Source organism: Amycolatopsis sp. H20-H5 (genome assembly GCF_035828755.1).
GTDB lineage: Bacteria > Actinomycetota > Actinomycetes > Mycobacteriales > Pseudonocardiaceae > Amycolatopsis.
Genome location: NZ_JAYMZS010000060.1, coordinates 1 through 22810 on the forward strand (window position 1 = coordinate 1; position 22810 = coordinate 22810).

Sequence of the window (22810 nt, forward strand, 5' to 3'; positions counted from 1 at the left end):
AAACGTGCTCGCGCGAGCACGTTTAGCCCGCTAAACGCAAGCGCGGGGGTCACTTGGGGGGCTGGGGCTTGGCCTTCGGTTTGGGGCTCGGGTCTTGGCCGAGGACGGGCGGGACGACCTTCTCCGGCTCGCCGAAGAGCTCCGAGGGGTTGGTCGTCGGCCGCGTCTTCGGCTGCCGCCGCGTACCGCCGCCCCCGCCGCCGCCGCCCATGGCCCCCATCCCCATCGGCATCATCGGCATCCCCATCCCGGCCTGGGCAGGGCCGTCGGCCTGAGCGGCCGCGGCCGGGACCATCTGGCCAGGCAGCCCCCCGCCGCCGTGCTGGCCCTGCTCGACGATCGGGTCAGCGGCGCCGGTCTGCCGCCCGGGGGACAACTCGTGTGCGGACGAGGGCGACGTCCCCTGGCCCACGTCTCCCCCGCCCTGCGCGGCGGGGGGTGCGGCAGCAGGCGCGTCGACGTCGCCGTGCAGGGCGAACCGGTTCTGCGGGTACCTGTGCGCGACCTCGATGCTCCGGGCCGCGGCGTCCGGATCGTCCACGCCGTCACACAGCCGTGCGAAGCCTTCCAGGACGTCCCGTGCGGCCTCGAACAGCGCCTTCGCGGACTCCTGCGCTTCAGACAGCTGGGCTCGCGCTCGGCGCATCCCACCAGACGGCAGCAGGGCGGACTCGGAGGCCAGCTCGGCGGTGTCCACCAGCAGTTGGACCAGGTCGATGGTGATGTGCCCGATCGTGGTGACGAGCTGGTCCAAGGCTTCGGCCAGCGTGTTCAGCGCGTCCTGGACGGCACTGCCCGCCGCGCTGATTTCCTCGATGTAGGTGACGAAGTCGTCGGCATCTCGCCCAGACCACGAAGCGTCGAGACGCCCGAGTTGATCGGCGAGCTCGACGGACACCGTCCCGGCCGTCTCGGCCGCGCCGCGGAGCCGCTGGGCCTCGTCCTGAAGATCGCTCCAGCGGCCGGTCAGCGGGGTGAGGTAGGCCTCGACCGGGTCGACGACACCCAGCTGGTCGGCCAGACCGGACAGGTACGCCAGATGCGGCTCCGCCGCCGCCAAGACGTCGTCCCCACCCCCACCGAGCGCGTTTAGCGGGCTAAACGCGCTCGGGGCGGCGACGGAGGAGCCGCCCCGAGCCATCGGGTGCGGGATCGACTCGGTCCGGGTGCTGTCCTGCTCGGAGGTCATCACGACGTCAGCTCCCCGGCTCGCCGGATCAGGTCCGCGGATTCCGCGTCCTGATCCGCGTGGCGTGCGGTGACCTTGCCCAGCGCGTCGGCCGCCGACCGCAGCGCGGCGGCGCCCTCGGTCAGCTGACGGCGCAACGCCCCGGCCGCCCGCGAGTAGGACGGCCCGAGCCCCACCAGCTCCCCGAGGGCACCGTAGGACTCTGCCGTGACCGGCTCACCGCTGACGTCCGCGGCCGCCGACTCCAGCTCGCCGGCCGCGGACTCGACGGTCTTGGCGTACTCCGCGACGACGACGCCGTCGATCTTCAGGCCGTCCACTGCACCCTCCACTCACCCGACTGTGCTCAGGCGTGTGACGGCCCGCGGCCGTCCCGGGTTCCGGCGAGCGTCAATTTCCGGCCGGGGCCGCCGCTGTCGACGAGGGGAACGAACCGGCGTTCGGGTCGATCGGCACGGTGTCGAACTCCCGCCGCACCGCCTGGGTGTTCAGCGACGATCCGGGCGGCAGCAGCCCGATGATCGTTTCGGGAGCGGGCTTGCGGTTGCCGAGCCCGATGCCGTTCGCGGTCGCGACGTCCGGGACGCCGTAACGGATACCGCGATCGGAGATCAGCTGGATGGCGCCCTTGCCGAAGGTTGCCTTGTTCGTCGCCGACTGGACCACCGCGGCGAAGCCCGACGGCATGTAGAAGCCGTCGATCGGCAGGCCGTTGGGCCCCCGGGTGCTCACCTTCACGGCTTTCGACGTGCCGTCGGGGTACTTCGGGCCGGGGAGCTTGTCGCTGACGAACACCGAGGTGTGGGAGTCGAGACTGGTGTCGGCACCGGTCAGGGACCAGCCAAGGCACGACACCGGGGAGCCCTTCGTGGCGTCCAGCACCACCGGCACCGTCCGCGGGTAGTCGCCGACCGCGAGGTACCCGTTGTCCGTCGGCCCCAGCACCTTCACGTTGCTGAGCTTGTCGAGGCCGAGGGTGGGCGGGCTGTTGCTGCCACCGCGCCCGGCCCGCAGGATGTCCGCGGCCGCGGGTGAGATCTTCTGGATGCCGTCCTGGGCGATCACCCAGGAGTCCGCCGGGCCCGCGGTCGGCTGGGTCTCGAAGACCTGTCCGACAGTGAGTCCGTCGAGACTGAACCCGGTGGGCTGGGCGCCCTGACCCGTGATCTGCGGGGACGTCAGCTGAGCCACTTCAGGAATGGCGTTGAGCAGGCCCCGCGAGATCTTGCGGCCCTTGGCGGGCAGCTTCAGCGCGGAGCTGACGGCGTAACTCTTGCCAGGGTCGATCTCCGCGCGGACGGTGTTCGCGTTCGGCTGGTTCGGGCTGGCCTGCAGGCGATAGATCAGATAGTTCTTGCCGTTGTCGGCGTTGGCGAGCAACGCCTCGTTCTCCCCGAGCTCACGGGCGCCGAGATTGGGGACACCGGCGAAAACCGTCGTCTCGGTCTTGTTGATGCTGTCCGGTACCGGCAGCTGCGGATCGAGTTTGACCTCGTCGCAGACCGCCCAATCGGGTGAAATCAACTGGTTGTCCGTGGGCATCAGCTGCGGGCCGTCCGGAATGCCGGTCAGCTTGCCGCGGGGAATGTTCTTGAGCTGCTCGTCGGAAACGACTGTGGCGTTCTTCACGTCGGGCGCGGCGGGCGCGGCGGCGGCCGGGGCAGGCGCGCCGGAGCTGCCGCCTGCCTGCTGAGCGGCCTGCTGCTTCTGCGCCATGAGGTAAAGACGCGCCGACGCGAGGTTGAAGGTCGGAATGAGCCTGATCGGGTTACCGGTGACCACGTACACGGTTCCCGACTGCTCGCCGATGACGATGTTGCCGGCCTGGGGAACCGTCGGTGCCGGGCTGAGCAGCCCCCAGACGATGAACACCACCATCCCCAGCCCGCCCAGCACCACGCCGACGATCGTCGCCCTGGTGTGGGTGCGCATCGGGTCGTGCAACATGACGGCGTCGCGGCGGACCAGCGCCGACTGCATCCGCCGTAGAACGAACTTGTAAGCCTGGACTTGAGACTTAGTCGTCGGTGTTGATGGCATTCTCGACCTACAGTCCTCCCCGTCGCGGTACGGTTCCGCAGGATAGCCGTACGGGGACCGTCTGGTGTGGGGTTTCTACCAACTCCGGCCAGTGTCCGATCCCCCGGGACCGGCTTTTCAGGCAAGCAGCACGCACGAGGGGAAGAGAAAGCGCGGATGTCCGTCACCACTCCTCCACGTCCGCCAGGCCCTCCTGGGCCTCCGCCTCCACAGGGCCGCCCGCCAGGGCCACCGCCCCGGCCCGGCAGACCGGGCGGTCCCGGTGGACCCATCGGCGGCCCTGGCGGTCCCGGTGGGCCCGGAATACCGCGACGTCCCGGCGGTCCGCCTGCGGGCGCGCCAGGTGGGCCTGGGGGTCCGGGTGGACCAGGGGGCCCTGGTGGACCTGGAGGCCCCGGTGGACCTGGAGGGCCTGGGGGTCCGAGCGGCCCCGGCGGTCCGGCCGGTCCGCCTTCCCAGCCCAGTGGCTCGACGCCCGCGGTGCGGATGGCGGCGCCTTCGCGGCGACGCTCCGCCGGGGTGAACCTCGGCCCGCTGCCGGTGTCGAACCTGGTCGTGCTGGAAGTCGGCCTGGCCGTCGGCCTCGTCCTGCTGGCGATCAGCATGTCGCTGAAGTATGTCGCGATAGGTGTCCTCGCGGTCGCGCTGCTGATCGCGTTCCTCCGCTGGCGCGGCAAGTGGTTCACCCAATGGGCTGGACTTACGCTGCGGTACACGTTCCGGTCACACGATCGTGTCGCGACTCCGCTTCCGCCGAGCAGCCTTGAGACGCTCGCCGCCGAAGAGGACGCGGTGACCGGTCCCGACGACGCCCGGGTGAACCTGCTTCGCCTGGCTGTGCCCGATCTGGTCGTCGCCCATGGCGTCGACCACGAACGGCAGCAGGTCGGGCTCGCCTGGAACGACGGAACCTGGACAGCGGTGCTCCTCGTCGAGCCTGCTCCCGACCTGATCACCCAGGCGGGCGGCGCGCCGAGCCTGCCACTGTCGGCGCTGGCGCCCTGCCTCGAAGACCGCGGCGTCGTGCTCGACTCCATCCAGATGATCTGGCATTGCTACCCCGGCAGCGCGGCGCTGCCGTCGGATTCCCCCGCGCTCAGCTCCTACATGGAGGTGCTCGGCCCGCTGCCCGCCGCTGCCCGGCGCACGACGTGGGTCGCCATCCGGCTCGACCCGCGCCGGTGCCCGGCCGCGATCCGCGAACGTGGCGGCGGCGTCGTCGGGGCGCACCGCGCGCTGATCGGCGCGCTGTCCCGGGTGCGGAACGCGCTGGAGTCACAGGGCGTGCCGACCCGGCCGCTGGATCCAGACGAGCTGCTGCGCGCCGGGATTTCGGCCGCGGAACTCACCGCTGTCGCGGGTTCACCGGGCAAGGTGAGCCTGCAGGAGCGCTGGACCGGCGTGACCGCGGCGGGCATCGGGCACGCGAGTTATGCGATCAGCGGCTGGCCAAAGGGCAAAATCAGCAGCAGCCTCAACGCGCTCACCAGCGTGCGGGCGCTGTCCGCGACGGTCGCGATGTCGATCTCACCGGCGTCCGACGAGGGCAAGATCGGCCTGCGCGGGGTGGTGCGCCTGAGCGCGCGGAACCCGCGTGAGCTCGAGGCCGCCGACCAACGGCTGCAGAGCCTCTCGGAGCGGCTCGATGTGAGCCTGACGCCGTTGCGTGGCCTGCAGATCTCCGCGTTCGCCGCGACGCTGCCGATCGGAGGCACAGCATGAGTAGCTCACGACTCCGCGACGCCGGGCAGAGCGGCGGTGTGGCCCCGGAGTTCATCGTCGATCCCGCGATGCTCGACGCGATCAGCCCGTCCGGCGACCGCGGCGGGATCGTGCTGGGTTCGGGTCTCAAGGGCGAGCCGCTGACCATTTCGGCCCTGCGGTCGACCCCGACGAGGATCGTGCTGGTCGGCGGTCTCTACCTGGCGCGCCAGGTGGCGCTGCGGGCGATGGCCGTCGGGGCGTGGGTGGTGGTCGCGACCGGTCGCCCCGCCGCGTGGCAGGTGCTGCCGCAGGCGGCCGGCAACCAGCCGAACGGGCGGCCGTCGCCGCTGGTGCAGATCCGCCGTCTGTCCCCGGTGGAACTGCCTCGTCCGTCGGAGGACGCGCCGTTGCTCGTGGTAACCGACGGCGGGCCGACTCCGCAGGACCTGTTCCCGCCTCGTTCCCCCTGGCAGACGACGATCTACGTGCTCCCGTACCTGCATCCGCAGGCGGGCGCGACGGCGAACGCGGCCGATCTGGTGCTCATGCAGCGGCTCCCGGCAGGCCAGGCCGAGCTCGCTGCCCGGATCTGGCGGCTCCCTCCCCAGATGATGCGGCAGCTGACCACCCTGAAGGACGATCAGGTGGTGGCACTGGGCCGCAACCTCTGGCGCCCACTCCGCCTGGTGACCACGGGCAAGGAGCAGCAACTCCTAGGCCCCGTCCGCCGAGGCGACTAACCCCGCGCCCGCGTTTAGCAGGCTAACTGTAAGCCGCCGAGCGCGTTTAGCCCGCTAACTGCGTCCGGCGAGGACGTTTAGCGGGCTAAACGCGCTCGGCGGGGCATGTGCCGGGTATTCGCCTGGCACACGCCCTTTGTCAATGGGTCCGTCTCGGGCCTGTGGACAACCAGGGGGATGTGGACAACTTCGCGGACCCGGCCGCTCGGGACGCGGATGCTGTCGGACGTCTTAGGGACTGTGTCGCCATGTCCACTTCCCTTGACACCAGGCACCTTGCAGAAGTCTTTCGCGGCTCGGAGGCGCGCAAAGCCGGCCTGATCACCAAAGGCCAGCTCCGCGGCAACGGCGTACGGCGGCTGTTCCAGGACGTCTACGCGCCCGCGCACGTCACCGTGACGCACGAACTGCGTTGCCGTGGCGCCGCGCTGCTCGTACCCAAGGAGGCCGTCCTCACCGGACGATCAGCGGCCACAGTTCGTGGCGTGGAGCTGGCAAAGCCTTACGACCCCGTCGAGTTCGTGGTGCCGGAGCAGTTCCGGTTCGGACCGATCGTCGGCATCAACGTGCGGCGCACCGAAGTCGCCGAAAACGAGTCGCGCCCATGGCAGAACGCCCGTATCGCCAGACCGGCACGCATAGCCCTGGATCTACTCCTCAGGCTTTCACCCCGCAAAAGGGGATGGGTGAGTCGCCTTCGGATCGGTGTGCCGGATCTGGACGCCTTCCTGCGTTCTGGCCTGGTCCGCCGCAAGGTCCTCAAGCAATTGTTCTTCGGTCGCCGAAACCGTGGCATCCGGCTGGCGAGAAATGCCTTACAGCTCGCGGATCCGCGAGCGGAATCCCTACCTGAATCCGTGGTGCGCGTCGTCATGGTGGTCGACGGCCTCGATCCGATACCCCAATACGAGGTCCGGAAAAACGGAAAGCTCTTGGGGCGTCTGGATCTTGCTCTGAAGAAGAGCAAGGTCGCGGTCGAATACGACGGCCGATGGCACAACACCCCAGAGCAGCGAGCACACGACGAAGAACGTCGAAGACGGATAACCGCCGAGGGCTGGACCTTCGTCATCGTGACAGCCGAACAGCTGGCCACGGACTTCGCAGGCGTCCTCGCCACCATCCGCGCGGCCATCGAGCGCGGTTAGCCCGCTAACTGCGCCCGGCGGTGGTCAGGAGCGGGGGGTGCGGGTGTTGCGGGTCAGCTCGGCGCGTGCGGCGAGCTCTGCGTCGGGCGGGTAGTCCACGGCCATCAGGGTGAGGCCGTGGGCGGGGGCCACGGCGCTGTCCCGGACACCGCCGGCGAGCAGCGCGGCGGGCCACTCGGCGGTGCGGCGGCCGTCGCCGACCTGGAGAAGCGCTCCGACCAGACTGCGCACCATCGAATGGCAGAACGCGTCGGCCGACACCTCGGCCTCGATCGCGTGCGAGCCAGTTCGCCGCCAGACCAAGTGCTGGAGCTCCCGGATCGTCGTGCTGCCCTCACGCTGCTTGCAGAAGGCCGCGAAGTCCTGCAACCCCAGCAGGGACTTCGCCGCCTCGTTCATGAGGTCGATCGACAGTGAATGCCCCCAGGCAAGCGTGTCGTAGCGTCGCAGCGGGTCCGCGCCCCACGGCGCGTCGGAAACCCGGTAGAGATAGTGCCGCCGGACCGCGGAGAAGCGCGCGTCGAATCCCGGCGGGGCAACGCGGGCGCCCAATACACGCACGTCCCTCGGCAGGAGACGATTCCAGCGGCGGCACATCCGCTCGAGGTCAGGGATGCCCCGCTCGTCCACGGATACCCGCCCCGATGACGTTTTGCCCGCTAAACGCGCGACGTCGAGGTGGAGGACTTGGGCGGCGGCGTGGACGCCGGCGTCGGTGCGGCCGGCCACCACGACGGACTTGGGGACCGAAGCGCCCGGGGGCTGCTTCGCCAGGGCGTCCTCCAGGACGCCCTGGACGGTGCGCAGGCCGGGCTGGCGGGCCCAGCCGGAGAAGTCCGTCCCGTCGTAGCTGACGTCCAGACGCAGACGAACGAGCCCGCCCTCCCCAGGGGGAGCGGCGGGCTCGTTCGGAGTGGTACCAGACGTCAGGACTTGTCCTCGGCGTCACGCTGTGACGGGGGAAGCTCGAAACCAGCAGCCTCAGCGGCCTCGGCGGTGGCGAACCACACCTCGGCGACGGTCTGGCTGTAGTGCGAGCTGTCCGGCACGTGGTACAGCTTCGAGTCGGCGTTGCCCTTGATCGGGAAGCCCTCGGGCTGCGAACCGTCCTCCAGCGGGGCGTGGCTGCCCTCACCGTAGGAAACCTCTTCAGTCGAAGCGTCAGCCTCGACGTCGGCGGTCTCAGTCGCCTTGGCAGCCGGCTTCGGCTGGTCCTTGGCGAACTTCGTCTTGCGCGCGGCCTCGGCCTCGGCGGTGACGGTCTTCTCGGCGACCAGTTCGATGACCGCCATCGGGGCGTTGTCGCCCTTGCGCGGCATCGTCTTGGTGATCCGGGTGTAGCCGCCCGGACGCTCCAGGAAGAACGGACCGATCTCGGCGATCAGCTTGTGCACGACGGTCTTGTCACGCACGACGCGCTGGATCTGACGGCGGTTGTGCAGGTCGCCCCGCTTCGCCTTCGTGATCAGCTTCTCGGCCAGCGGGCGAACCCGGCGGGCCTTCGCCTCGGTCGTGTGGATCTTGCCGTGCTCGAACAGCTGAGTGGCCAGGTTGGCCAGAATCAGCCGCTGGTGCGCGGCGGACCCGCCGAGACGGGGTCCCTTTGTGGGGGTGGGCATCGGTTCTCCTCGTTCAGCAGTACAGCTGGAGGCCAAGCTCCCCCACCCGAACGGGGAGGGAGCTCAAGCTGGCCTTACAGCTGCTCCGTCTCTGCGTAGTCCTGGCCATCGTCGTGGCTGGTGGTGTCCGAAATTGTGTCCGTGATGCCGTCGACGCCCTCGGACCAGCCTTCTCCGTCATAGCTGGCCGCGGCCGCGGTCGGGTCGAACCCGGGCGGGCTGTCCTTGAGCGCGAGGCCGAGACCGACGAGCTTGAGCTTGACCTCGTCGATCGACTTCGCACCGAAGTTGCGGATGTCGAGCAAGTCGGCCTCGCTGCGCGAAACCAGCTCGCCGACCGTGTGGATGCCTTCGCGCTTGAGGCAGTTGTAAGAGCGAACCGTGAGGTCCAGGTCCTCGATCGGCATCGCGTAGGCGGCGATGGTGTCTGCCTCCTGCGGCGACGGGCCGATCTCGATGCCCTCGGCGTCGATGTTCAGCTCGCGAGCGAGACCGAACAGCTCCACCAGCGTCTTACCGGCCGACGCGACAGCGTCCCGCGGCGTGATCGACGGCTTCGTCTCCACGTCCAGGATCAGCTTGTCGAAGTCGGTGCGCTGCTCGACACGGGTCGCCTCGACCTTGTAGGTCACCTTCAGCACCGGCGAGTAGATCGAGTCGACCGGGATCCGGCCGATCTCGGCGCCGGCCTGCTTGTTCTGCAGGGCCGGAACGTAGCCGCGGCCGCGCTCGACGACGAGCTCGATCTCGAGCTTGCCCTTGCCGTTCAGCGACGCGATGTGCAGATCCGGGTTGTGCACGGTGACCCCGGCCGGCGGCACGATGTCGGCCGCGGTGACCTCACCAGGGCCCTGCTTGCGCAGGTACATGGTGACCGGCTCGTCCTCCTCGGAGGACACGACCAGCTCCTTGAGGTTCAGGATGATGTCGGTGACATCCTCCTTCACCCCGGGAACGGTGGTGAACTCGTGGAGCACGCCGTCGATGCGGATGCTCGTCACGGCCGCGCCCGGAATGGACGACAGCAGCGTGCGCCGCAGCGAGTTGCCGAGCGTGTAACCGAAACCGGGCTCCAGCGGTTCGATGGTGAACCGGGAGCGAGTGTCGTTGACCGTCTCTTCGCCGAGAGCCGGCCGCTGGGAAATCAGCATTTTTCCTATTTCCTTTCCAGTCGGTGACCGCCATATGACACCGAAAGGGATGGCGAAGCGGCGGCGCACTGTGGGCGCCGCCGCTCGTATCCAAACCGAGTCGAAACCCGGTGGTGGATCACTTCGAGTAGAGCTCGACGATCAGCTGTTCCTGAACCGGAACATCGATCTGCGCGCGCTCCGGGAGCTGGTGAACCAGCACGCGGAGGTTGGACGAGACGACCTGCAGCCACGCCGGGATGGGCCGCTCGCCGAAGGACTCCTTGGCAGCGACGAAGGGCAGCATCGCGAACGACTTCGGCCGCACGTCGATGATGTCCCACTTCGAGACCTGGTAGGACGGGACGTTGACCTTGACGCCGTTCACGATGAAGTGACCGTGGCTCACCAGCTGACGCGCCTGACGGCGGGTGCGGGCGATGCCTGCGCGGTAGATCACGTTGTCGAGGCGGGCCTCGAGGATCTGGAGCAGGTTCTCACCGGTCTTACCGGGACGCCGTGCGGCCTCCTTGTAGTACCGGACGAACTGACGCTCGAGAACGCCGTAGGTGTAACGAGCCTTCTGCTTCTCCTGCGACTGCAGGAGGAACTCGCTCTCCTTGATCCGGCCACGGCCGTGCTGGCCGGGCGGATAGGGGCGACGCTCGAAAGCCTTGTCGCCACCGATGAGGTCAACCTTGAGGCGACGCGAAATACGCGTCGCGGGGCCGGTGTAACGAGCCATTTCTTCTTACTCCTCCCCGTTCCTCAGACCCGGCGCCGCTTGGGCGGGCGGCAGCCGTTGTGAGGCTGCGGGGTCACGTCCTGGATGGTGCCGACCTCGAGGCCGGCTGCCTGCAGCGAACGGATCGCGGTCTCCCGGCCGGAACCGGGGCCCTTCACGAACACGTCGACCTTCTTCATGCCGTGCTCCGCTGCCTTGCGGGCAGCGCTCTCGGCGGCCATCTGCGCGGCGAACGGGGTGGACTTACGCGAGCCCTTGAAGCCCACGTGACCACTCGACGCCCACGCGATCACGGCACCGGTCGGGTCCGTGATCGAGACGATGGTGTTGTTGAAGGTGCTCTTGATGTGCGCGTGACCGTGCGCGATGTTCTTCTTTTCCTTGCGCCGGACCTTTTTGGTCCCAGCGCCGGTACGAGACTTCGGTGGCATGTTCTGGGGGTTCTCCTCTTAGCGCGCGTTCTCTTGGTGAGCGGCAGCTGCTTCACGCTGTCCGCGCCGGATGACAGAACCGGCGTCGGTGTACAGGTTGCGCAGCGCCATCGGGCGGGCGTAGAGCGCCTTGGGCGAGACACAGGCAGTACCGCGACGCTGGACGCCGCCCATCTGCATGATCTTCTTGCCTTGGACGACGCTCACTTCTTGCCAGCCTTCTTCTTGCCGGCAACCGTCTTCTTCGGACCCTTGCGGGTACGGGCGTTGGTCTTGGTGCGCTGCCCACGGACGGGAAGTCCGCGGCGCCACCGAAGGCCCTCGTAGCACCCGATCTCGATCTTCCGACGGATGTCGGCGTTCACCTCGCGGCGAAGGTCACCCTCGACCTTGAAGTTCTCCTCGATGTGCACTCGCAGCTTGGCGAGGTCGTCATCGCTGAGGTCCTTCACGCGGGTGTCCGCGTTCAGCTCGGCAGCCACTACCAGCTGCTTCGAGCGCGTACGGCCGATCCCGTAGATGTAAGTCAGCGCGATCTCCAACCGCTTTTCGCGGGGGAGGTCTACGCCAGCGAGTCGTGCCATTGGCGGTGGTACTCCTTAGTCTGGTCATTCACTTCAGGTCTGCTCCCCGCCCGATTCCGGGACCGACTCGCAGTCGTGCCACCCGCTTGCGCGGCTGGTGTCCCGGCCCCGGCCTGAAGTCCGGGGGTGAACCGGACCGCTCGCGCGGCCCGGCAGGTGCGGGGAGGTCTGTGTAGCTGTCAATCCACTCTGTACGAGTGCGGGTGATCAGCCCTGCCGCTGCTTGTGCCGCAGGTTCTCGCAGATCACCATGATCCGGCCGTGACGGCGGATCACCTTGCACTTGTCGCAGATTTTCTTGACGCTCGGCTGGACCTTCACGTCTCCTGCTCTCCTGCTTGTGCTCTACTCTTCGTGATCACTTGTAGCGGTAGACGATGCGACCACGAGATAGGTCGTAGGGCGAGAGCTCTACGACGACCCTGTCCTCGGGCAGGATGCGGATGTAGTGCTGCCGCATCTTGCCGCTGATGTGTGCAAGGACCTTGTGGCCGTTCTCCAACTCCACGCGGAACATCGCGTTGGGGAGCGGCTCGACTACGCGGCCTTCGACCTCGATGGCCCCGTCTTTCTTGCCCATGTCCTCCGCTTTTCCTGAAACTGGCTCAGTCTGAAATTACTCAGTGTGACCGGTCGAGCGTGCGTGCTTGGCTGGGTGGTGCTCGGCACACTCCACCCCGACTCCAATGTGCGTGAGAGTTCACGAGCGCGCTGGAACCGACGTGATGAGTACGCCGACTTGACAGTGTACGCAACCCGTGTCGCGTGTCCCAAACGGGGGGTGACTGTGTTAGGTGAGCCTCTGGCCACCAGGGTACGCCGCTCCGGCCACCCTCGCCCCCACGAGCCCGCGACCTGCGTTTAGCGGGCTAAACGCAGTCGCCGGGGTGCCCGCGAGCGCGTTTAGCGGGCTAACCGTAGGCGCGGGAGCAGGAGGGAGCGCGTTCGGCGGGCTAACCGCGAACGTGGAGGGGTGGGTCAGGAGTCTTCGGGAGCGGTGAGGACCCAGGGGCCGTCGTCGGTGATCGCGACGGTGTGCTCCCAGTGGGCCGCGCGCGAGCCGTCCGCGGTGATCACGGTCCAGCCGTCGTCCAGTTCGACGGTCTCGCCGCCGCCGCCAGTGAGCATGGGCTCGATCGCGAGCGCCATCCCGGTCTTGAGCCGGGGGCCCTTCCCGGGCTTGCCGACGTTCGGCAGGAACGGGTCCATGTGCATCTGGGTGCCGATGCCATGGCCGCCGTACTCGACGATCATGCCGTAGTCGACGCCGTCGGCCTGGCTCGCCTTCTCCGCCGCCGACTGCACCGCGAAGGAGATGTCAGTAAGACGCCCGCCGGACGCGACCGCGGCGATCCCGGCCCACATCGCGGCCTCGGTGGCCGCGGAAAGCGCCATATCGGCTTTCGACACCGCGCCGATCGCGAGAGTCACCGCCGAGTCGCCGTGCCAGCCGTCGAGGATGGCGCCGCAGTCGACCGAGATGATGTCGCCCTCGGCGAGCACCGTCGAGGCAGACGGGATGCCGTGCACGATCTGTTCGTTCACCGAGGCGCAGATCGACCCCGGGAACCCGTGGTAGCCCTTGAACGAAGGCACCGCGCCGGCGTCGCGAATGGTCTGCTCGGCGATCTCGTCCAGGTCCGCGGTGGTCGCACCAGGCTTGGCGGCTTCGCGGACCCCGGCGAGCGTGCGTGCGACCACGAGCCCGGCGGCCCTCATCGCCTGCAGCTCACCAGGGGTCTTGACCTCGATCATGCGCCCGCGACGGAGCACTTGAAGAACACGCAATCCTCCGAGATTCACGAGCGATCGCGGAGCGCTTCCAGCACCCGGCCAGAGATCTCCTCGACGTCGCCGACGCCGTCCACGGTGACCAGGATGTCCGCGTAGTACTCCAGCAGCGGTGCCGTCTCGGACACGTAGATCTGCTGGCGACGACGGATGACGTCCTCGGTGTCGTCCGCGCGGCCGCGCGACATCAGGCGGCCGACGACGACGTCCTCGGACACCTGGAGCTGGATGACCGCGTCGAGCGAGAGGTCCGACTCGCCGAGAATCTCACCGAGGACCTCGGCCTGCTTCGTGTTGCGGGGGAAACCGTCGAGCAGGAAGCCAGCCTTCGCGTCCGGCTCGGCGAGCCGTTCACGGACCATCTCGTTCGTGACCGAGTCCGGCACGAGCTCGCCGGAATCCAGGTAACGCTTGGCTTCCTGGCCGAGCGGCGTCTGCTCGCCCGCGTGCGCGCGGAACAGATCGCCGGTCGAGATGTGCGGGACGCGGAGCTTCTCGGACAGCGCCACGGCCTGAGTGCCTTTGCCAGCGCCGGGCGGGCCCACGAGAACCAGGCGAGTCACTTCAAGAACCCTTCGTAGTTTCGCTGCATCAGCTGGCTTTCGATCTGCTTGACGGTGTCGAGGCCGACACCGACCATGATCAGCACAGCTGTACCACCGAACGGGAAGTTCTGGTTGTTCCCACCGCCGGTGATGGACAGGAAGAAGTTCGGGAGGATCGCGATGATGCCCAGGTACAGGGAGCCCGGAAGGGTGATCCGGCCCAGCACATAGCTGAGGTATTCAGCGGTGGGCCGACCCGGCCGGATGCCCGGGATGAAGCCACCGAACTTCTTCATTTCCTCTGCACGCTCGTCCACGTTGAACGTGATCGTGATGTAGAAGTACGTGAAGAAGATGATCAACGCGAAGTACAGCAGGATGTGCACCCAGCTGGACTGGTTGACCACGTAGTTCTTGATGAAGACCTGCCAGCCGGAGTTGCTGTTCGGGTTTCCGACCAGGCGGCTGATCAGGTCCGGCAGGTAGAGCAGCGACGACGCGAAGATGACCGGGATGACACCGGCCTGGTTCACCTTGATCGGCAGATAGGTCGACGTCCCGCCGTACATCCGGCGGCCGATCATGCGCTTGGCGTACTGCACCGGGATCCGGCGCTGGCCCTGCTCCACGAAGATGACGCTGGCGATGATCACCAGGCCGAAGACACAGATCAACGCGAGAACGACGCCACCCGAGCTGCTCAGGATGTTGCCGCCCTCGACCGGAATCCGGGCCGCGATGTTCAGGAAGATCAGGACGGACATGCCGTTACCGACACCGCGTTCGGTGATCAGCTCACCCAGCCACATCATCACCGCGGTACCGGCGGTCATCGTGATGACGATGATCGCGAGCGAGTACACGCTGTTGTCCGGGATGATCGGGGTTGTGCAGTCCGGGAAGAGCTGCTTGCGGTCCGCGAGCGCGACCACGCCGGTGGCCTGCAGGATCGCGAGCGCGACCGTCAGGTACCGGGTGTACTGGGTCAGCTTGCCCTGGCCGGACTGGCCTTCCTTCTTGAGCTCCTCGAAACGAGGGATCACGACGGTCAGCAGCTGAACGATGATGCTCGCCGTGATGTACGGCATGATGCCCGTCGAGAAAATCGACAGCTGCAGGAGCGCACCGCCGCTGAACAGGTTCAGCAGCTGGTAGACGCCCTCTTGCTGGGCTGTTGACGAGCATGCCTGCACGGCGGGGTACGAGATCCCGGGAGCGGGGGTGACCGCACCGATTCGGTAGACCGCGACGATGGCTAGCGTGAACAGGATCTTCTTACGTAGATCCGGCGTCGCGAGAGCCGAGCGGAAGGCGCTGAGCACGCGGGGGACCTCCTCGGCGTCGTCGGCTGTCGTACCGACGATCGGCTTGGCCGGCACTAGGCCGGCGGGAACACAGCTCACTGGCACAAGCCAGGAACGCTTCGGGGCACACTCGTCCCGAAGCGTGTCGCCGACTCTAACAGCTTCACTGGGCGTGTCCGCAGTGTGTGTGCGTTTTCCCGACGTAGGTTGGTCCGCTGGGTTGATCCACCTGGCCGTCTGCCTGGAAACCCTTGACATCCCGGCCCGCCGGCCGGGCGGGTTTCGGTCCCCCGCGCCTACAGTTAGCCCGCTAAACGCCCTGTGCGCGCAGGTCAGGCCGAGGCGGCCAGGGTGCCCGCGATTCCCAGCAGGACGACGCCGGTGCCGCGGTCGACGTTGCGCCGCGCACGGCGCGAGAGCCTGGCCGACCTCACTAGCGTCCCGACGCCGACGTACAGGGAGCCGGCCAGGAGTTCGGCCACTAGGTAGACCCCGCCGAGGATGCCGATCTGCCCGGCAACGGGGCCGTGGCCCGCGCCGATGAACTGCGGCACGAACGCGGTGAAGACGAGGATGGCCTTCGGGTTGGTGATCGCGACCGCGAACTCCTTGCGGGCGACCAGAACCGCGGAGGTCGCGACGGAAGCGTCGCCGGGCTGCGGCGGGTTCCCAGCACCCCTGAAAGAGGACCAGAGAAGCCGGCAGCCGAGCCAAAGCAGATAGACGACGCCCGCCCACTTGATGACCGTCAAAGCGGTCTCCGAAGCTGCCAGGAGCTGCCCGAGTCCCGCGGCCACCGCCGCGATCATCAGGGTGAACGCGGCCAACCGGCCGATCAGTCCGGCGAGCGCCCGACGTCCACCGTGCGTCATCCCGTTGTGTAGGCCGAGAAGGTTGTTCGCGCCTGGCGTAACCGCGATCAGCACGGCCGCGCCGAAGAACACCAGAACCCACGTCATCGGCTCCACCTCCTGGCCCCACGCTATCCCCCGGCGCGAGCGCATTTACCCCGCCTGGCGCCCGCGGCTCCGCGACTACGTTTAGCCCGCTAAACGCGCCCGGCCGGGGACGGTTAGCCCGCTAAACGCACTCGGCGGGGGTGGGGCGGATGCGTTTAGCGGGCTAAACGTAGGCGGGTGGGCATGCGAAAGGCCCGCCGGGCGTGAGCCGGGCGGGCCTTTCGGGTGGTGCTGGGTGGAGCTACGTACGGGGTACTCAGACCGTGGTGGCGGAGCCACCGGCGGCTTCGAGCTTCTCCTTGGCGGAGCCGGAGAAGCCGTCAGCGGTGATGTCCAGCTTGACGCCGTCGACATCGCCGTTGCCGAGCACCTTGACGAGCTTGCCCTTGCGGACGAGACCGTGGGCGACGAGCTCCTCGCTGCCGATCTTGCCACCGTCCGGGAAGACGCGGGCGATGTCGCCCACGTTCACCGGCTGGTACTCGGTACGGAAGCGGTTCTTGAAGCCACGCAGCTTCGGCAGCCGCATGTGGATGGGCATCTGCCCACCCTCGAAGCGGACGGGCACGTTCTTCCGGGCCTTGGTGCCCTTGGTACCGCGACCAGCCGTCTTACCCTTGGAGCCTTCACCACGACCGACACGCATCTTCTCGGTCTTGGCACCGGGCGCCGGGCGCAGGTGGTGGATCTTGATGGCCGTCATGACTTGACCTCCTCGACCTCCACGAGGTGGCGGACGGCCTTGATCAGGCCGCGCACCTGGGGGGTGTCTTCACGCACCGTCGACTGCCGGATCTTGCGCAGCCCGAGGGTGCGCAGCGATTCACGGTGGTTGTGCTTGGTGCCGATCTTGCTCTTGATCTGGGTGATCTTCAACTGAGCCACGTCAGTTCACCTGCCCCGCCCGCTGGCGCAGCATCCGGGCCGGAGCGACGTCCTCGAGCGGCAGGCCACGACGGGCCGCCACCTCCTCGGGACGCTGCAGACCCTTCAGTGCGGCGACGGTGGCGTGCACGATGTTGATCGCGTTGTCGCTACCCAGCGACTTCGAGAGCACGTCGTGAACACCGGCGCACTCCAAGACCGCGCGGACCGGGCCACCGGCGATGACGCCGGTACCGGCGCTGGCCGGACGGAGCAGCACGACGCCCGCGGCTTCCGCACCCTGGATCGGGTGCGGAATGGTGCCGCCGACGCGAGGAACGCGGAAGAAGTTCTTCTTCGCCTCTTCGACGCCCTTGGCGATGGCCGCGGGAACTTCCTTGGCCTTGCCGTAGCCGACGCCGACCTGGCCGTCGCCGTCACCGACGACAACGAGGGCGGTGAAGCTGAAGCGACGACCACCCTTGACGACCTTGGCCACTCGGTTGATCGTGACGACCTTCTCGAGGTGCGGGGTCTTCTCCTGGCCAGCCCCACGACCGCTGTCGCGCCGGTCACGGCCGCCACCGCGACGGTCATTGCGGTCGTTGCCGCCCTGCCCGCCGGGTCCGCCCTGCTGCTGACCGCCGCCGAATTGCCGTGTACGTCCCGGCATCAGGCTTTCCTTCCGTTAACAAGCTGCTGCATCGTCAGAATTCCAACCCCGCCTCACGGGCGGCGTCGGCCAGTGCGGCGATGCGGCCGTGGTAGGCGTTGCCACCACGGTCGAACACCACGGTCGAGACGCCTGCGCTCTTCGCGCGGGCGGCGACCAGCTCGCCGACCTTGGCGGCCTTGGCCTTCTTGTCGCCGTCCAGCGCGCGGACATCCGCCTCGAGGGTGGACGCCGACGCCAGGGTCTTGCCGACCAGGTCGTCGATGAGCTGCACCGCGATGTGCCGCGAGGAACGCTTGACGACCAGGCGCGGACGGATGTCCGTGCCGCTGATCTTCTTGCGGAGCCGGAAGTGCCGACGGGTCTTCGCGACGCGGCGGCGGGTCGAGATGTCCTTGCCGACCGGCTTGCGCTTCGTAGTCGTGTCGCTCATGATCACTTACCCGTCTTTCCGACCTTGCGGCGGATCTTCTCACCCTCGTAGCGCAGACCCTTACCCTTGTACGGGTCGGGCTTCCGCAGCTTACGGATGACCGCAGAGATCTGGCCGACCTTCTGCTTGTCGATGCCGGAGACCGAGAACCGGGTGGGGGTCTCGACCTTGAAGGTGATGCCTTCCGGCGCCTCGATCTTCACCGGGTGGCTGTAGCCGAGCGCGAACTCGAGATCCGAGCCCTTCGCCGCGACACGGTAGCCGACGCCGTGGATTTCGAGCTTCTTCTCGTAGCCGGCGGTGACGCCGACGACCAGGTTGTTCACCAGGGTGCGGGTGAGACCGTGCAGTGCACGGCTCGTGCGCTCCTCGTTGGGGCGCTTCACCTGGAGAGTGCCGTCTTCGGCCTTCTCCACGGTGATGGGCTCCGCGATGATGTGCTCGAGGGTGCCCTTGGGCCCCTTGACCTTGATTTGCTGACCGTTGATGGTCACCTCGACCCCGGAGGGGACGGTGACCGGCAGCTTTCCGATGCGTGACATGTCTGTGCCCCCTTCCTTACCAGACGTAGGCGAGGACTTCGCCGCCCACGCTGTTGCGCTTGGCCTGGCGATCGGTCTGGAGGCCGGAAGACGTCGAAATGATCGCGACGCCGAGGCCACCGAGAACGTTCGGCAGTTCGGTCGATTTTGCGTAGACCCGCAGACCCGGCTTGGAGACGCGCCGGAGACCGGCGATGCTCCGCTCACGGTTGGGGCCGTACTTCAGCTCCACGATGAGGTTCTTGTGCTTCTCGCCCGGCTCGTCGCGGTAGCCCGCGATGTAGCCCTGCTGCTTCAAGATCTCCGCGATGTTCGCCTTGATCTTGGAGTGGGGAAGCACGACCTCGTCGTGATATGCCGAGTTCGCGTTACGCAGACGGGTCAAGAAGTCTGCGATCGGGTCGGTCATCGTCATGGTGACCTGTCAACCTTTCTCGCCCTGGTTCCCTGCTTCATGCAGGGCCTGTGGCGAAGTGGGAGTTCTGTATCGATTGTTTGCCAATCCGACCGGCAGCCGCGGCGGAAACAGTACCGGTGAGCTGGCTAGCTCCCGGCCCGTATCCGCCTACTTTCGGCCAGATCGGCAAAGTAAAGTCTCTTACCAGCTGGACTTGCGGACGCCGGGCAGCTCGCCCGCGTGTGCCATCTCGCGAAGGCAGATCCGGCAGAGCCCGAACTTGCGGAAGACCGCGTGGGGGCGGCCGCACCGCTGGCAACGCGTGTAACCGCGCACCTTGAACTTCGGCTTCTTCGCGGCCTTGTTAATCAGCGCTTTCTTGGCCATCGACTCAGTTCTCCTTGAACGGGAAGCCGAGCTTGCGAAGCAGCGCGCGGCCCTCGTCGTCGGTGGTGGCGGTGGTGACAACAGTGACGTCCATACCGCGCGGGCGGTCGATGGCGTCCGGGTCGATCTCGTGGAACATCGACTGCTCGTTGAGACCGAAGGTGTAGTTGCCGTTGCCGTCGAACTGCTTCGGCGACAGCCCGCGGAAGTCGCGGATACGCGGCAGCGCGATGGTCAGCAGCCGGTCGAGGAACTCCCACATCCGGTCGTTGCGCAGCGTAACGCGCGCACCGATCGGCTGACCTTCACGCAGCTTGAACTGCGCGATGGACTTGCGGGCCTTGCGAACCTCGGGCTTCTGGCCGGTGATCGCGGCCAGGTCGCGGATCGCGCCTTCGATCAGCTTGCTGTCACGGGCGGCGTCACCGACACCCATGTTCACGACGACCTTGACGACGCCGGGAATCTGGTGGACGTTCTCGAAGCTGAACTCCTCCTGGAGCTGAGCTTTGATCTCGTCGCGGTACCGGGTCTTGAGACGCGGCACGATTTTCTCTGTACTAGTCACAGGGGCGCTCATCAGATGTCCTTACCGTTCCTGCGCGAGATACGGGATTTTTTACCGTCCTCGCCGATGCGGTAGCCCACCCGGGTCGGCTTGCCGTCGGAATCGACGACCTGCACGTTCGACACGTGGATCGGCGCTTCCTGGGTGACGATGCCGCCCGACTGCGCCCCACGCTGGGTCTGGGTGATCCGGGTGTGCTTCTTGATCCGGTTCACGCCTTCGACCAGCACACGCTCACGCTCGGGGTAGGCCTGAATGACCTTGCCCTTGGCGCCCTTGTCCTTGCCGGCGATGACGACGACCGTGTCGCCCTTCTTCACCTTCATGCTCTACAACACCTCCGGCGCGAGCGAAATGATCTTCATGAACTTTCGGTCGCGCAGCTCGCGGCCCACCGGGCCGAAGATGCGGGTGCCGCGGGGCTCATTGTCGTTCTTGATGAGCACAGCAGCGTTCTCGTCGAAGCGGATGTACGAGCCATCCGCGCGACGGCGCTCTTTACGCGTGCGAACGATGACCGCCTTGACGACGTCACCCTTCTTCACGCCGGCGGCCGGCATGGCGTCTTTCACGGTGGCGACGATGATGTCGCCGATACCCGCGTAGCGCCGCCCCGAACCACCGAGAACGCGGATGCAAAGAATTTCCTTCGCGCCCGTGTTGTCGGCAACCCGTAGCCGCGACTCCTGCTGGATCACGTCAACTCCTGTATGTCGCGCTGGTTCTCGCTGAAGCGAGCCTTGCGGAACTTAGGGACTCGGAAAGAGCCCTACTTACTTGGCCTTCTCGACGATCTGCACCAGACGCCAGCGCTTGGTGGCCGACAGGGGGCGGGTCTCCATCAAGGTGACCCGGTCGCCCTCGCCCGCCTCGTTGTTCTCGTCGTGCACCTTGACCTTGGTGGTGCTGCGGAGAACCTTGGCGTAGCGACGGTGCTTCTTGCGGTCTTCGAGCTCGACCACGATCGTCTTGTTCATCTTGTCCGAGACGACGTAGCCCTCGCGGACCTTGCGGTCGTTGCGGGCAGCGGCCGTCTCAGAGGCAGATTTCGCACTCTGCTCTTCAGTGCTCATGCCGCACCTTCACTCTCGGCGTCAGGGGAAACGGACAAGCCGAGTTCCCGCTCACGCATGACCGTGTAGATCCGCGCGATGTCCGTGCGGACGGTACGCAGACGACGGTTGTTGTCCAGCTGCCCGGTAGCCATCTGGAACCGGAGGTTGAAGAGCTCCTCCTTGTGTTCCTTCAGCCGCAACACGAGCTCTTCAGCGGTGAGCTCGCGAAGTTCGGACGCCGCAATGGCTCCAGCGCTCGCCATCAGAACTCACCACCTTCACGGGTAACGATTCGGCACTTCATGGGCAGCTTGTGGATCGCGCGGCGGAGCGCCTCGCGGGCCGTCTCTTCGTTCGGGAAGCTGATCTCGAACATGACACGGCCGGGCTTCACGTTGGCGATCCACCACTCGGGCGAACCCTTACCGGAACCCATGCGGGTTTCGGCAGGCTTCTTGGTGAGTGGGCGGTCAGGGAAGACCGTGGTCCACACCTTGCCGCCACGCTTGATGTGACGCGTCATGGCGATACGAGCGGACTCGATCTGCCGGTTGGTCACGTAGCTGTGCTCAAGCGCCTGAATGCCGTACTCGCCGAAGGTCACCTTCGTACCGCCCTTGGCGGCGCCGGCGCGCTTCGGAGAGTGCTGCTTCCGGTGCTTGACCCTGCGCGGGATGAGCACGTGTCAGCCCTCCGTCTTTTCTGCAGTCTCCGGGGAGGCCGCCTCGGGCGCGGCCACGGGGGCTACGTCCGTCTCGGTCTTCGCCGCGGCAGCGGCGCGACCGGCTTCGGTCGAGGTCGGGGTCGTGCCCGACGAGCCGGAACGGCGCGGGCGGGCAGGACGGTCGGCACGGTCGCGACGCGGTGCGCGGTCAGCGGCCGCGGCGGCGTCACGCGCCTCCTTGGCCTTGAGCCCACCGACGATCTCGCCCTTGTAGATCCAGACCTTCACGCCGATGCGGCCGAACGTCGTCTTGGCCTCGAAGAAGCCGTAGTCGATGTCGGCGCGCAGGGTGTGCAGGGGAACCCGGCCGTCGTGGTAGTGCTCCGAGCGGGACATCTCGGCACCGCCGAGACGACCACCGCACTGCACGCGGATGCCCTTGACCTGCGGCGAACGCATGGACGTCTGGAGCGCCTTACGCATCGCACGGCGGAACGCCACGCGATTCGAAAGCTGCTCCGCGACACCCTGTGCCACGAGCTGAGCGTCGGCCTCGGGGTTCTTCACCTCGAGGATGTTCAGCTGGACCTGCTTCTTGGTCAGCTTCTCCAGCGCGCCACGGATCCGGTCGGCTTCCGCGCCGCGACGGCCGATGACGATGCCCGGCCGGGCGGTGTGGATGTCGACGCGGACACGGTCACGGGTGCGCTCGATCTCGACCTTGGAGATGCCGGCGCGCTCCATGCCGGTGGACAGCAGCTTCCGGATCTTGACGTCCTCGGCCACGTACTCCGCGTACTGCTTGTCGGCGTACCAACGCGACTTCCAGTCAGTGGTGATACCCAGGCGGAAGCCGTGCGGGTTGATCTTCTGGCCCACTACCGGCCACCTGCCTTCTTCTTGCTCTGCGCCTTTTTCACGTCGGTCTTCGGCCGGGATTCGACCTCGACGGTGACGTGGCTGGTCCGCTTGCGGATCCGGTACGCACGGCCCTGGGCCCGCGGCCGGATGCGCTTGAGGGTCGGGCCCTCGTCGGCGTAGGCGTTCTTGACCCAGAGGGTGTCGGGGTCCAGCTGGAGGTTGTTCTCGGCGTTGGCCACGGCGCTAGCAAGCACCTTCGCGACCGTCTCGCTCGCCGCCTGAGGGGCGAAGCGGAGCACGGCCAAGGCGTCAGTGGCGCTACGTCCCTTGATGAGCTCGATTACCCGGCGCACCTTCATCGGTGAGTCCCGGACGAAGCGAGCCCGCGCGTAAGCCACAGGCAGAGCCTCGGCTGTCGCGTTGTTCTGGGCGTTCAT

General features: G+C 67.2%; 34 protein-coding genes. 3 read left to right on the top strand and 31 right to left on the bottom strand.

All coding sequences use genetic code 11. The features are described 5' to 3' along the window. Nucleotides 1-49: 49 nt before the first annotated feature. The 3 genes from QMK34_RS28070 to eccB all read right to left on the bottom strand — a co-directional run bounded on the left by QMK34_RS28070 (nt 50) and on the right by eccB (nt 3229). On the bottom strand, nt 50-1189 hold the full coding sequence (locus tag QMK34_RS28070) for a WXG100 family type VII secretion target (RefSeq protein ID WP_326417492.1): 1140 nt from the start codon (nt 1187-1189) through the stop codon (nt 50-52). Then, nucleotides 1189-1509, bottom strand: coding sequence for a hypothetical protein (locus QMK34_RS28075; protein ID WP_326417493.1), 321 nt, complete (start codon nt 1507-1509; stop codon nt 1189-1191). The genes QMK34_RS28070 and QMK34_RS28075 overlap by 1 nt, the downstream gene beginning before the upstream one ends. Before the next feature lie 70 nt (nt 1510-1579). Next, nucleotides 1580-3229 carry a type VII secretion protein EccB gene (gene eccB / locus QMK34_RS28080; protein ID WP_326417494.1) on the bottom strand — a complete coding sequence of 550 codons (1650 nt, stop codon included), beginning with the start codon at nt 3227-3229 and terminating at the stop codon, nt 1580-1582. Nucleotides 3230-3715: 486 nt separating this feature from the next. On the opposite strand from eccB, the gene eccE reads away from it, so the two are divergent. The 3 genes from eccE to QMK34_RS28095 all read left to right on the top strand — a co-directional run bounded on the left by eccE (nt 3716) and on the right by QMK34_RS28095 (nt 6821). Next, nucleotides 3716-4951: a type VII secretion protein EccE gene (gene eccE, locus QMK34_RS28085; RefSeq protein ID WP_326417495.1), complete on the top strand. Its 1236-nt coding sequence runs from the start codon at nt 3716-3718 to the stop codon at nt 4949-4951. Further along, complete coding sequence (locus QMK34_RS28090; protein ID WP_326417496.1) at nt 4948-5673, top strand: hypothetical protein; 726 nt, start codon at nt 4948-4950, stop codon at nt 5671-5673. The genes eccE and QMK34_RS28090 overlap by 4 nt, the downstream gene beginning before the upstream one ends. Nucleotides 5674-5921: 248 nt before the next feature. Continuing rightward, the gene (locus tag QMK34_RS28095) at nt 5922-6821 is read left to right on the top strand and encodes an endonuclease domain-containing protein (protein WP_326417498.1); all 900 of its coding nucleotides are present in this window, start codon (nt 5922-5924) and stop codon (nt 6819-6821) included. Between the two features lie 24 nt (nt 6822-6845). On the opposite strand, the gene truA is transcribed toward QMK34_RS28095, so the two are convergent. The 28 genes from truA to rplV form a co-directional block, all read right to left on the bottom strand. Next, nucleotides 6846-7682, bottom strand: a complete 837-nt coding sequence (gene truA / locus QMK34_RS28100) for a tRNA pseudouridine(38-40) synthase TruA (RefSeq protein WP_326417549.1) — start codon at nt 7680-7682, stop codon at nt 6846-6848. Between the two features lie 65 nt (nt 7683-7747). Next, complete coding sequence (gene rplQ / locus QMK34_RS47950) at nt 7748-8440, bottom strand: 50S ribosomal protein L17, sunset domain variant (protein WP_442785236.1); 693 nt, start codon at nt 8438-8440, stop codon at nt 7748-7750. 74 nt (nt 8441-8514) lie between these two features. After that, the gene (locus QMK34_RS28110) at nt 8515-9591 is read right to left on the bottom strand and encodes a DNA-directed RNA polymerase subunit alpha (RefSeq protein WP_326417499.1); all 1077 of its coding nucleotides are present in this window, start codon (nt 9589-9591) and stop codon (nt 8515-8517) included. Between the two features lie 118 nt (nt 9592-9709). Further along, nucleotides 9710-10315, bottom strand: coding sequence for a 30S ribosomal protein S4 (rpsD, locus tag QMK34_RS28115; protein ID WP_326417500.1), 606 nt, complete (start codon nt 10313-10315; stop codon nt 9710-9712). A gap of 23 nt (nt 10316-10338) precedes the next feature. Next, nucleotides 10339-10746 carry a 30S ribosomal protein S11 gene (gene rpsK / locus QMK34_RS28120; RefSeq protein ID WP_297544165.1) on the bottom strand — a complete coding sequence of 136 codons (408 nt, stop codon included), beginning with the start codon at nt 10744-10746 and terminating at the stop codon, nt 10339-10341. An 18-nt stretch (nt 10747-10764) separates the two neighbouring features. Next, nucleotides 10765-10953: a hypothetical protein gene (locus QMK34_RS28125; RefSeq protein ID WP_326417552.1), complete on the bottom strand. Its 189-nt coding sequence runs from the start codon at nt 10951-10953 to the stop codon at nt 10765-10767. Then, the gene (gene rpsM, locus QMK34_RS28130) at nt 10950-11330 is read right to left on the bottom strand and encodes a 30S ribosomal protein S13 (RefSeq protein ID WP_326417501.1); all 381 of its coding nucleotides are present in this window, start codon (nt 11328-11330) and stop codon (nt 10950-10952) included. Before rpsM ends, QMK34_RS28125 begins: the two co-directional genes overlap by 4 nt. 207 nt (nt 11331-11537) lie before the next feature. After that, nucleotides 11538-11651 (bottom strand): 50S ribosomal protein L36, encoded by a 114-nt coding sequence (gene rpmJ / locus QMK34_RS28135; protein WP_004558882.1) that lies wholly within the window; start codon nt 11649-11651, stop codon nt 11538-11540. Between the two features lie 37 nt (nt 11652-11688). Then, the gene (gene infA / locus QMK34_RS28140) at nt 11689-11910 is read right to left on the bottom strand and encodes a translation initiation factor IF-1 (RefSeq protein WP_005166804.1); all 222 of its coding nucleotides are present in this window, start codon (nt 11908-11910) and stop codon (nt 11689-11691) included. 398 nt (nt 11911-12308) lie between these two features. Beyond that, a complete protein-coding gene (map, locus tag QMK34_RS28145; RefSeq protein ID WP_326417502.1) occupies nt 12309-13085 on the bottom strand; it encodes a type I methionyl aminopeptidase in 777 nt (258 codons plus the stop codon). A 44-nt stretch (nt 13086-13129) separates the two neighbouring features. Beyond that, a complete protein-coding gene (locus QMK34_RS28150; protein WP_326417503.1) occupies nt 13130-13684 on the bottom strand; it encodes an adenylate kinase in 555 nt (184 codons plus the stop codon). Continuing rightward, the gene (gene secY / locus QMK34_RS28155) at nt 13681-14988 is read right to left on the bottom strand and encodes a preprotein translocase subunit SecY (RefSeq protein ID WP_326417550.1); all 1308 of its coding nucleotides are present in this window, start codon (nt 14986-14988) and stop codon (nt 13681-13683) included. The genes QMK34_RS28150 and secY overlap by 4 nt, the downstream gene beginning before the upstream one ends. Nucleotides 14989-15302: 314 nt before the next feature. After that, nucleotides 15303-15929 (bottom strand): LysE family translocator, encoded by a 627-nt coding sequence (locus QMK34_RS28160; protein ID WP_326417504.1) that lies wholly within the window; start codon nt 15927-15929, stop codon nt 15303-15305. A gap of 256 nt (nt 15930-16185) precedes the next feature. Continuing rightward, complete coding sequence (gene rplO / locus QMK34_RS28165; protein ID WP_326417505.1) at nt 16186-16632, bottom strand: 50S ribosomal protein L15; 447 nt, start codon at nt 16630-16632, stop codon at nt 16186-16188. Then, nucleotides 16629-16814, bottom strand: coding sequence for a 50S ribosomal protein L30 (gene rpmD / locus QMK34_RS28170; protein WP_326417506.1), 186 nt, complete (start codon nt 16812-16814; stop codon nt 16629-16631). Before rpmD ends, rplO begins: the two co-directional genes overlap by 4 nt. A 1-nt stretch (nt 16815) precedes the next feature. After that, nucleotides 16816-17466 carry a 30S ribosomal protein S5 gene (gene rpsE / locus QMK34_RS28175; RefSeq protein WP_326417507.1) on the bottom strand — a complete coding sequence of 217 codons (651 nt, stop codon included), beginning with the start codon at nt 17464-17466 and terminating at the stop codon, nt 16816-16818. 34 nt (nt 17467-17500) lie between these two features. Then, nucleotides 17501-17899 (bottom strand): 50S ribosomal protein L18, encoded by a 399-nt coding sequence (gene rplR, locus QMK34_RS28180; RefSeq protein ID WP_326417509.1) that lies wholly within the window; start codon nt 17897-17899, stop codon nt 17501-17503. A 2-nt stretch (nt 17900-17901) separates the two neighbouring features. After that, on the bottom strand, nt 17902-18441 hold the full coding sequence (gene rplF, locus QMK34_RS28185; protein ID WP_326417510.1) for a 50S ribosomal protein L6: 540 nt from the start codon (nt 18439-18441) through the stop codon (nt 17902-17904). A gap of 16 nt (nt 18442-18457) precedes the next feature. Then, complete coding sequence (gene rpsH / locus QMK34_RS28190) at nt 18458-18856, bottom strand: 30S ribosomal protein S8 (RefSeq protein ID WP_326417511.1); 399 nt, start codon at nt 18854-18856, stop codon at nt 18458-18460. Between the two features lie 183 nt (nt 18857-19039). Further along, nucleotides 19040-19225: a type Z 30S ribosomal protein S14 gene (locus QMK34_RS28195; RefSeq protein WP_326417512.1), complete on the bottom strand. Its 186-nt coding sequence runs from the start codon at nt 19223-19225 to the stop codon at nt 19040-19042. A 4-nt stretch (nt 19226-19229) separates the two neighbouring features. Then, complete coding sequence (gene rplE, locus QMK34_RS28200; RefSeq protein WP_326417551.1) at nt 19230-19793, bottom strand: 50S ribosomal protein L5; 564 nt, start codon at nt 19791-19793, stop codon at nt 19230-19232. 11 nt (nt 19794-19804) lie between these two features. Then, nucleotides 19805-20119 (bottom strand): 50S ribosomal protein L24, encoded by a 315-nt coding sequence (gene rplX / locus QMK34_RS28205; protein WP_326417513.1) that lies wholly within the window; start codon nt 20117-20119, stop codon nt 19805-19807. 3 nt (nt 20120-20122) lie between these two features. Beyond that, nucleotides 20123-20491 (bottom strand): 50S ribosomal protein L14, encoded by a 369-nt coding sequence (rplN, locus tag QMK34_RS28210; RefSeq protein ID WP_326417514.1) that lies wholly within the window; start codon nt 20489-20491, stop codon nt 20123-20125. Between the two features lie 75 nt (nt 20492-20566). Then, nucleotides 20567-20866, bottom strand: a complete 300-nt coding sequence (rpsQ, locus tag QMK34_RS28215) for a 30S ribosomal protein S17 (RefSeq protein ID WP_326417516.1) — start codon at nt 20864-20866, stop codon at nt 20567-20569. Continuing rightward, nucleotides 20863-21111: a 50S ribosomal protein L29 gene (gene rpmC, locus QMK34_RS28220; RefSeq protein ID WP_326417517.1), complete on the bottom strand. Its 249-nt coding sequence runs from the start codon at nt 21109-21111 to the stop codon at nt 20863-20865. The genes rpsQ and rpmC overlap by 4 nt, the downstream gene beginning before the upstream one ends. After that, nucleotides 21111-21530 (bottom strand): 50S ribosomal protein L16, encoded by a 420-nt coding sequence (rplP, locus tag QMK34_RS28225; protein WP_326417518.1) that lies wholly within the window; start codon nt 21528-21530, stop codon nt 21111-21113. The genes rpmC and rplP overlap by 1 nt, the downstream gene beginning before the upstream one ends. A 3-nt stretch (nt 21531-21533) precedes the next feature. Then, nucleotides 21534-22391 carry a 30S ribosomal protein S3 gene (gene rpsC / locus QMK34_RS28230; RefSeq protein WP_326417519.1) on the bottom strand — a complete coding sequence of 286 codons (858 nt, stop codon included), beginning with the start codon at nt 22389-22391 and terminating at the stop codon, nt 21534-21536. Continuing rightward, on the bottom strand, nt 22391-22810 hold the full coding sequence (gene rplV, locus QMK34_RS28235) for a 50S ribosomal protein L22 (protein ID WP_326417521.1): 420 nt from the start codon (nt 22808-22810) through the stop codon (nt 22391-22393). The genes rpsC and rplV overlap by 1 nt, the downstream gene beginning before the upstream one ends.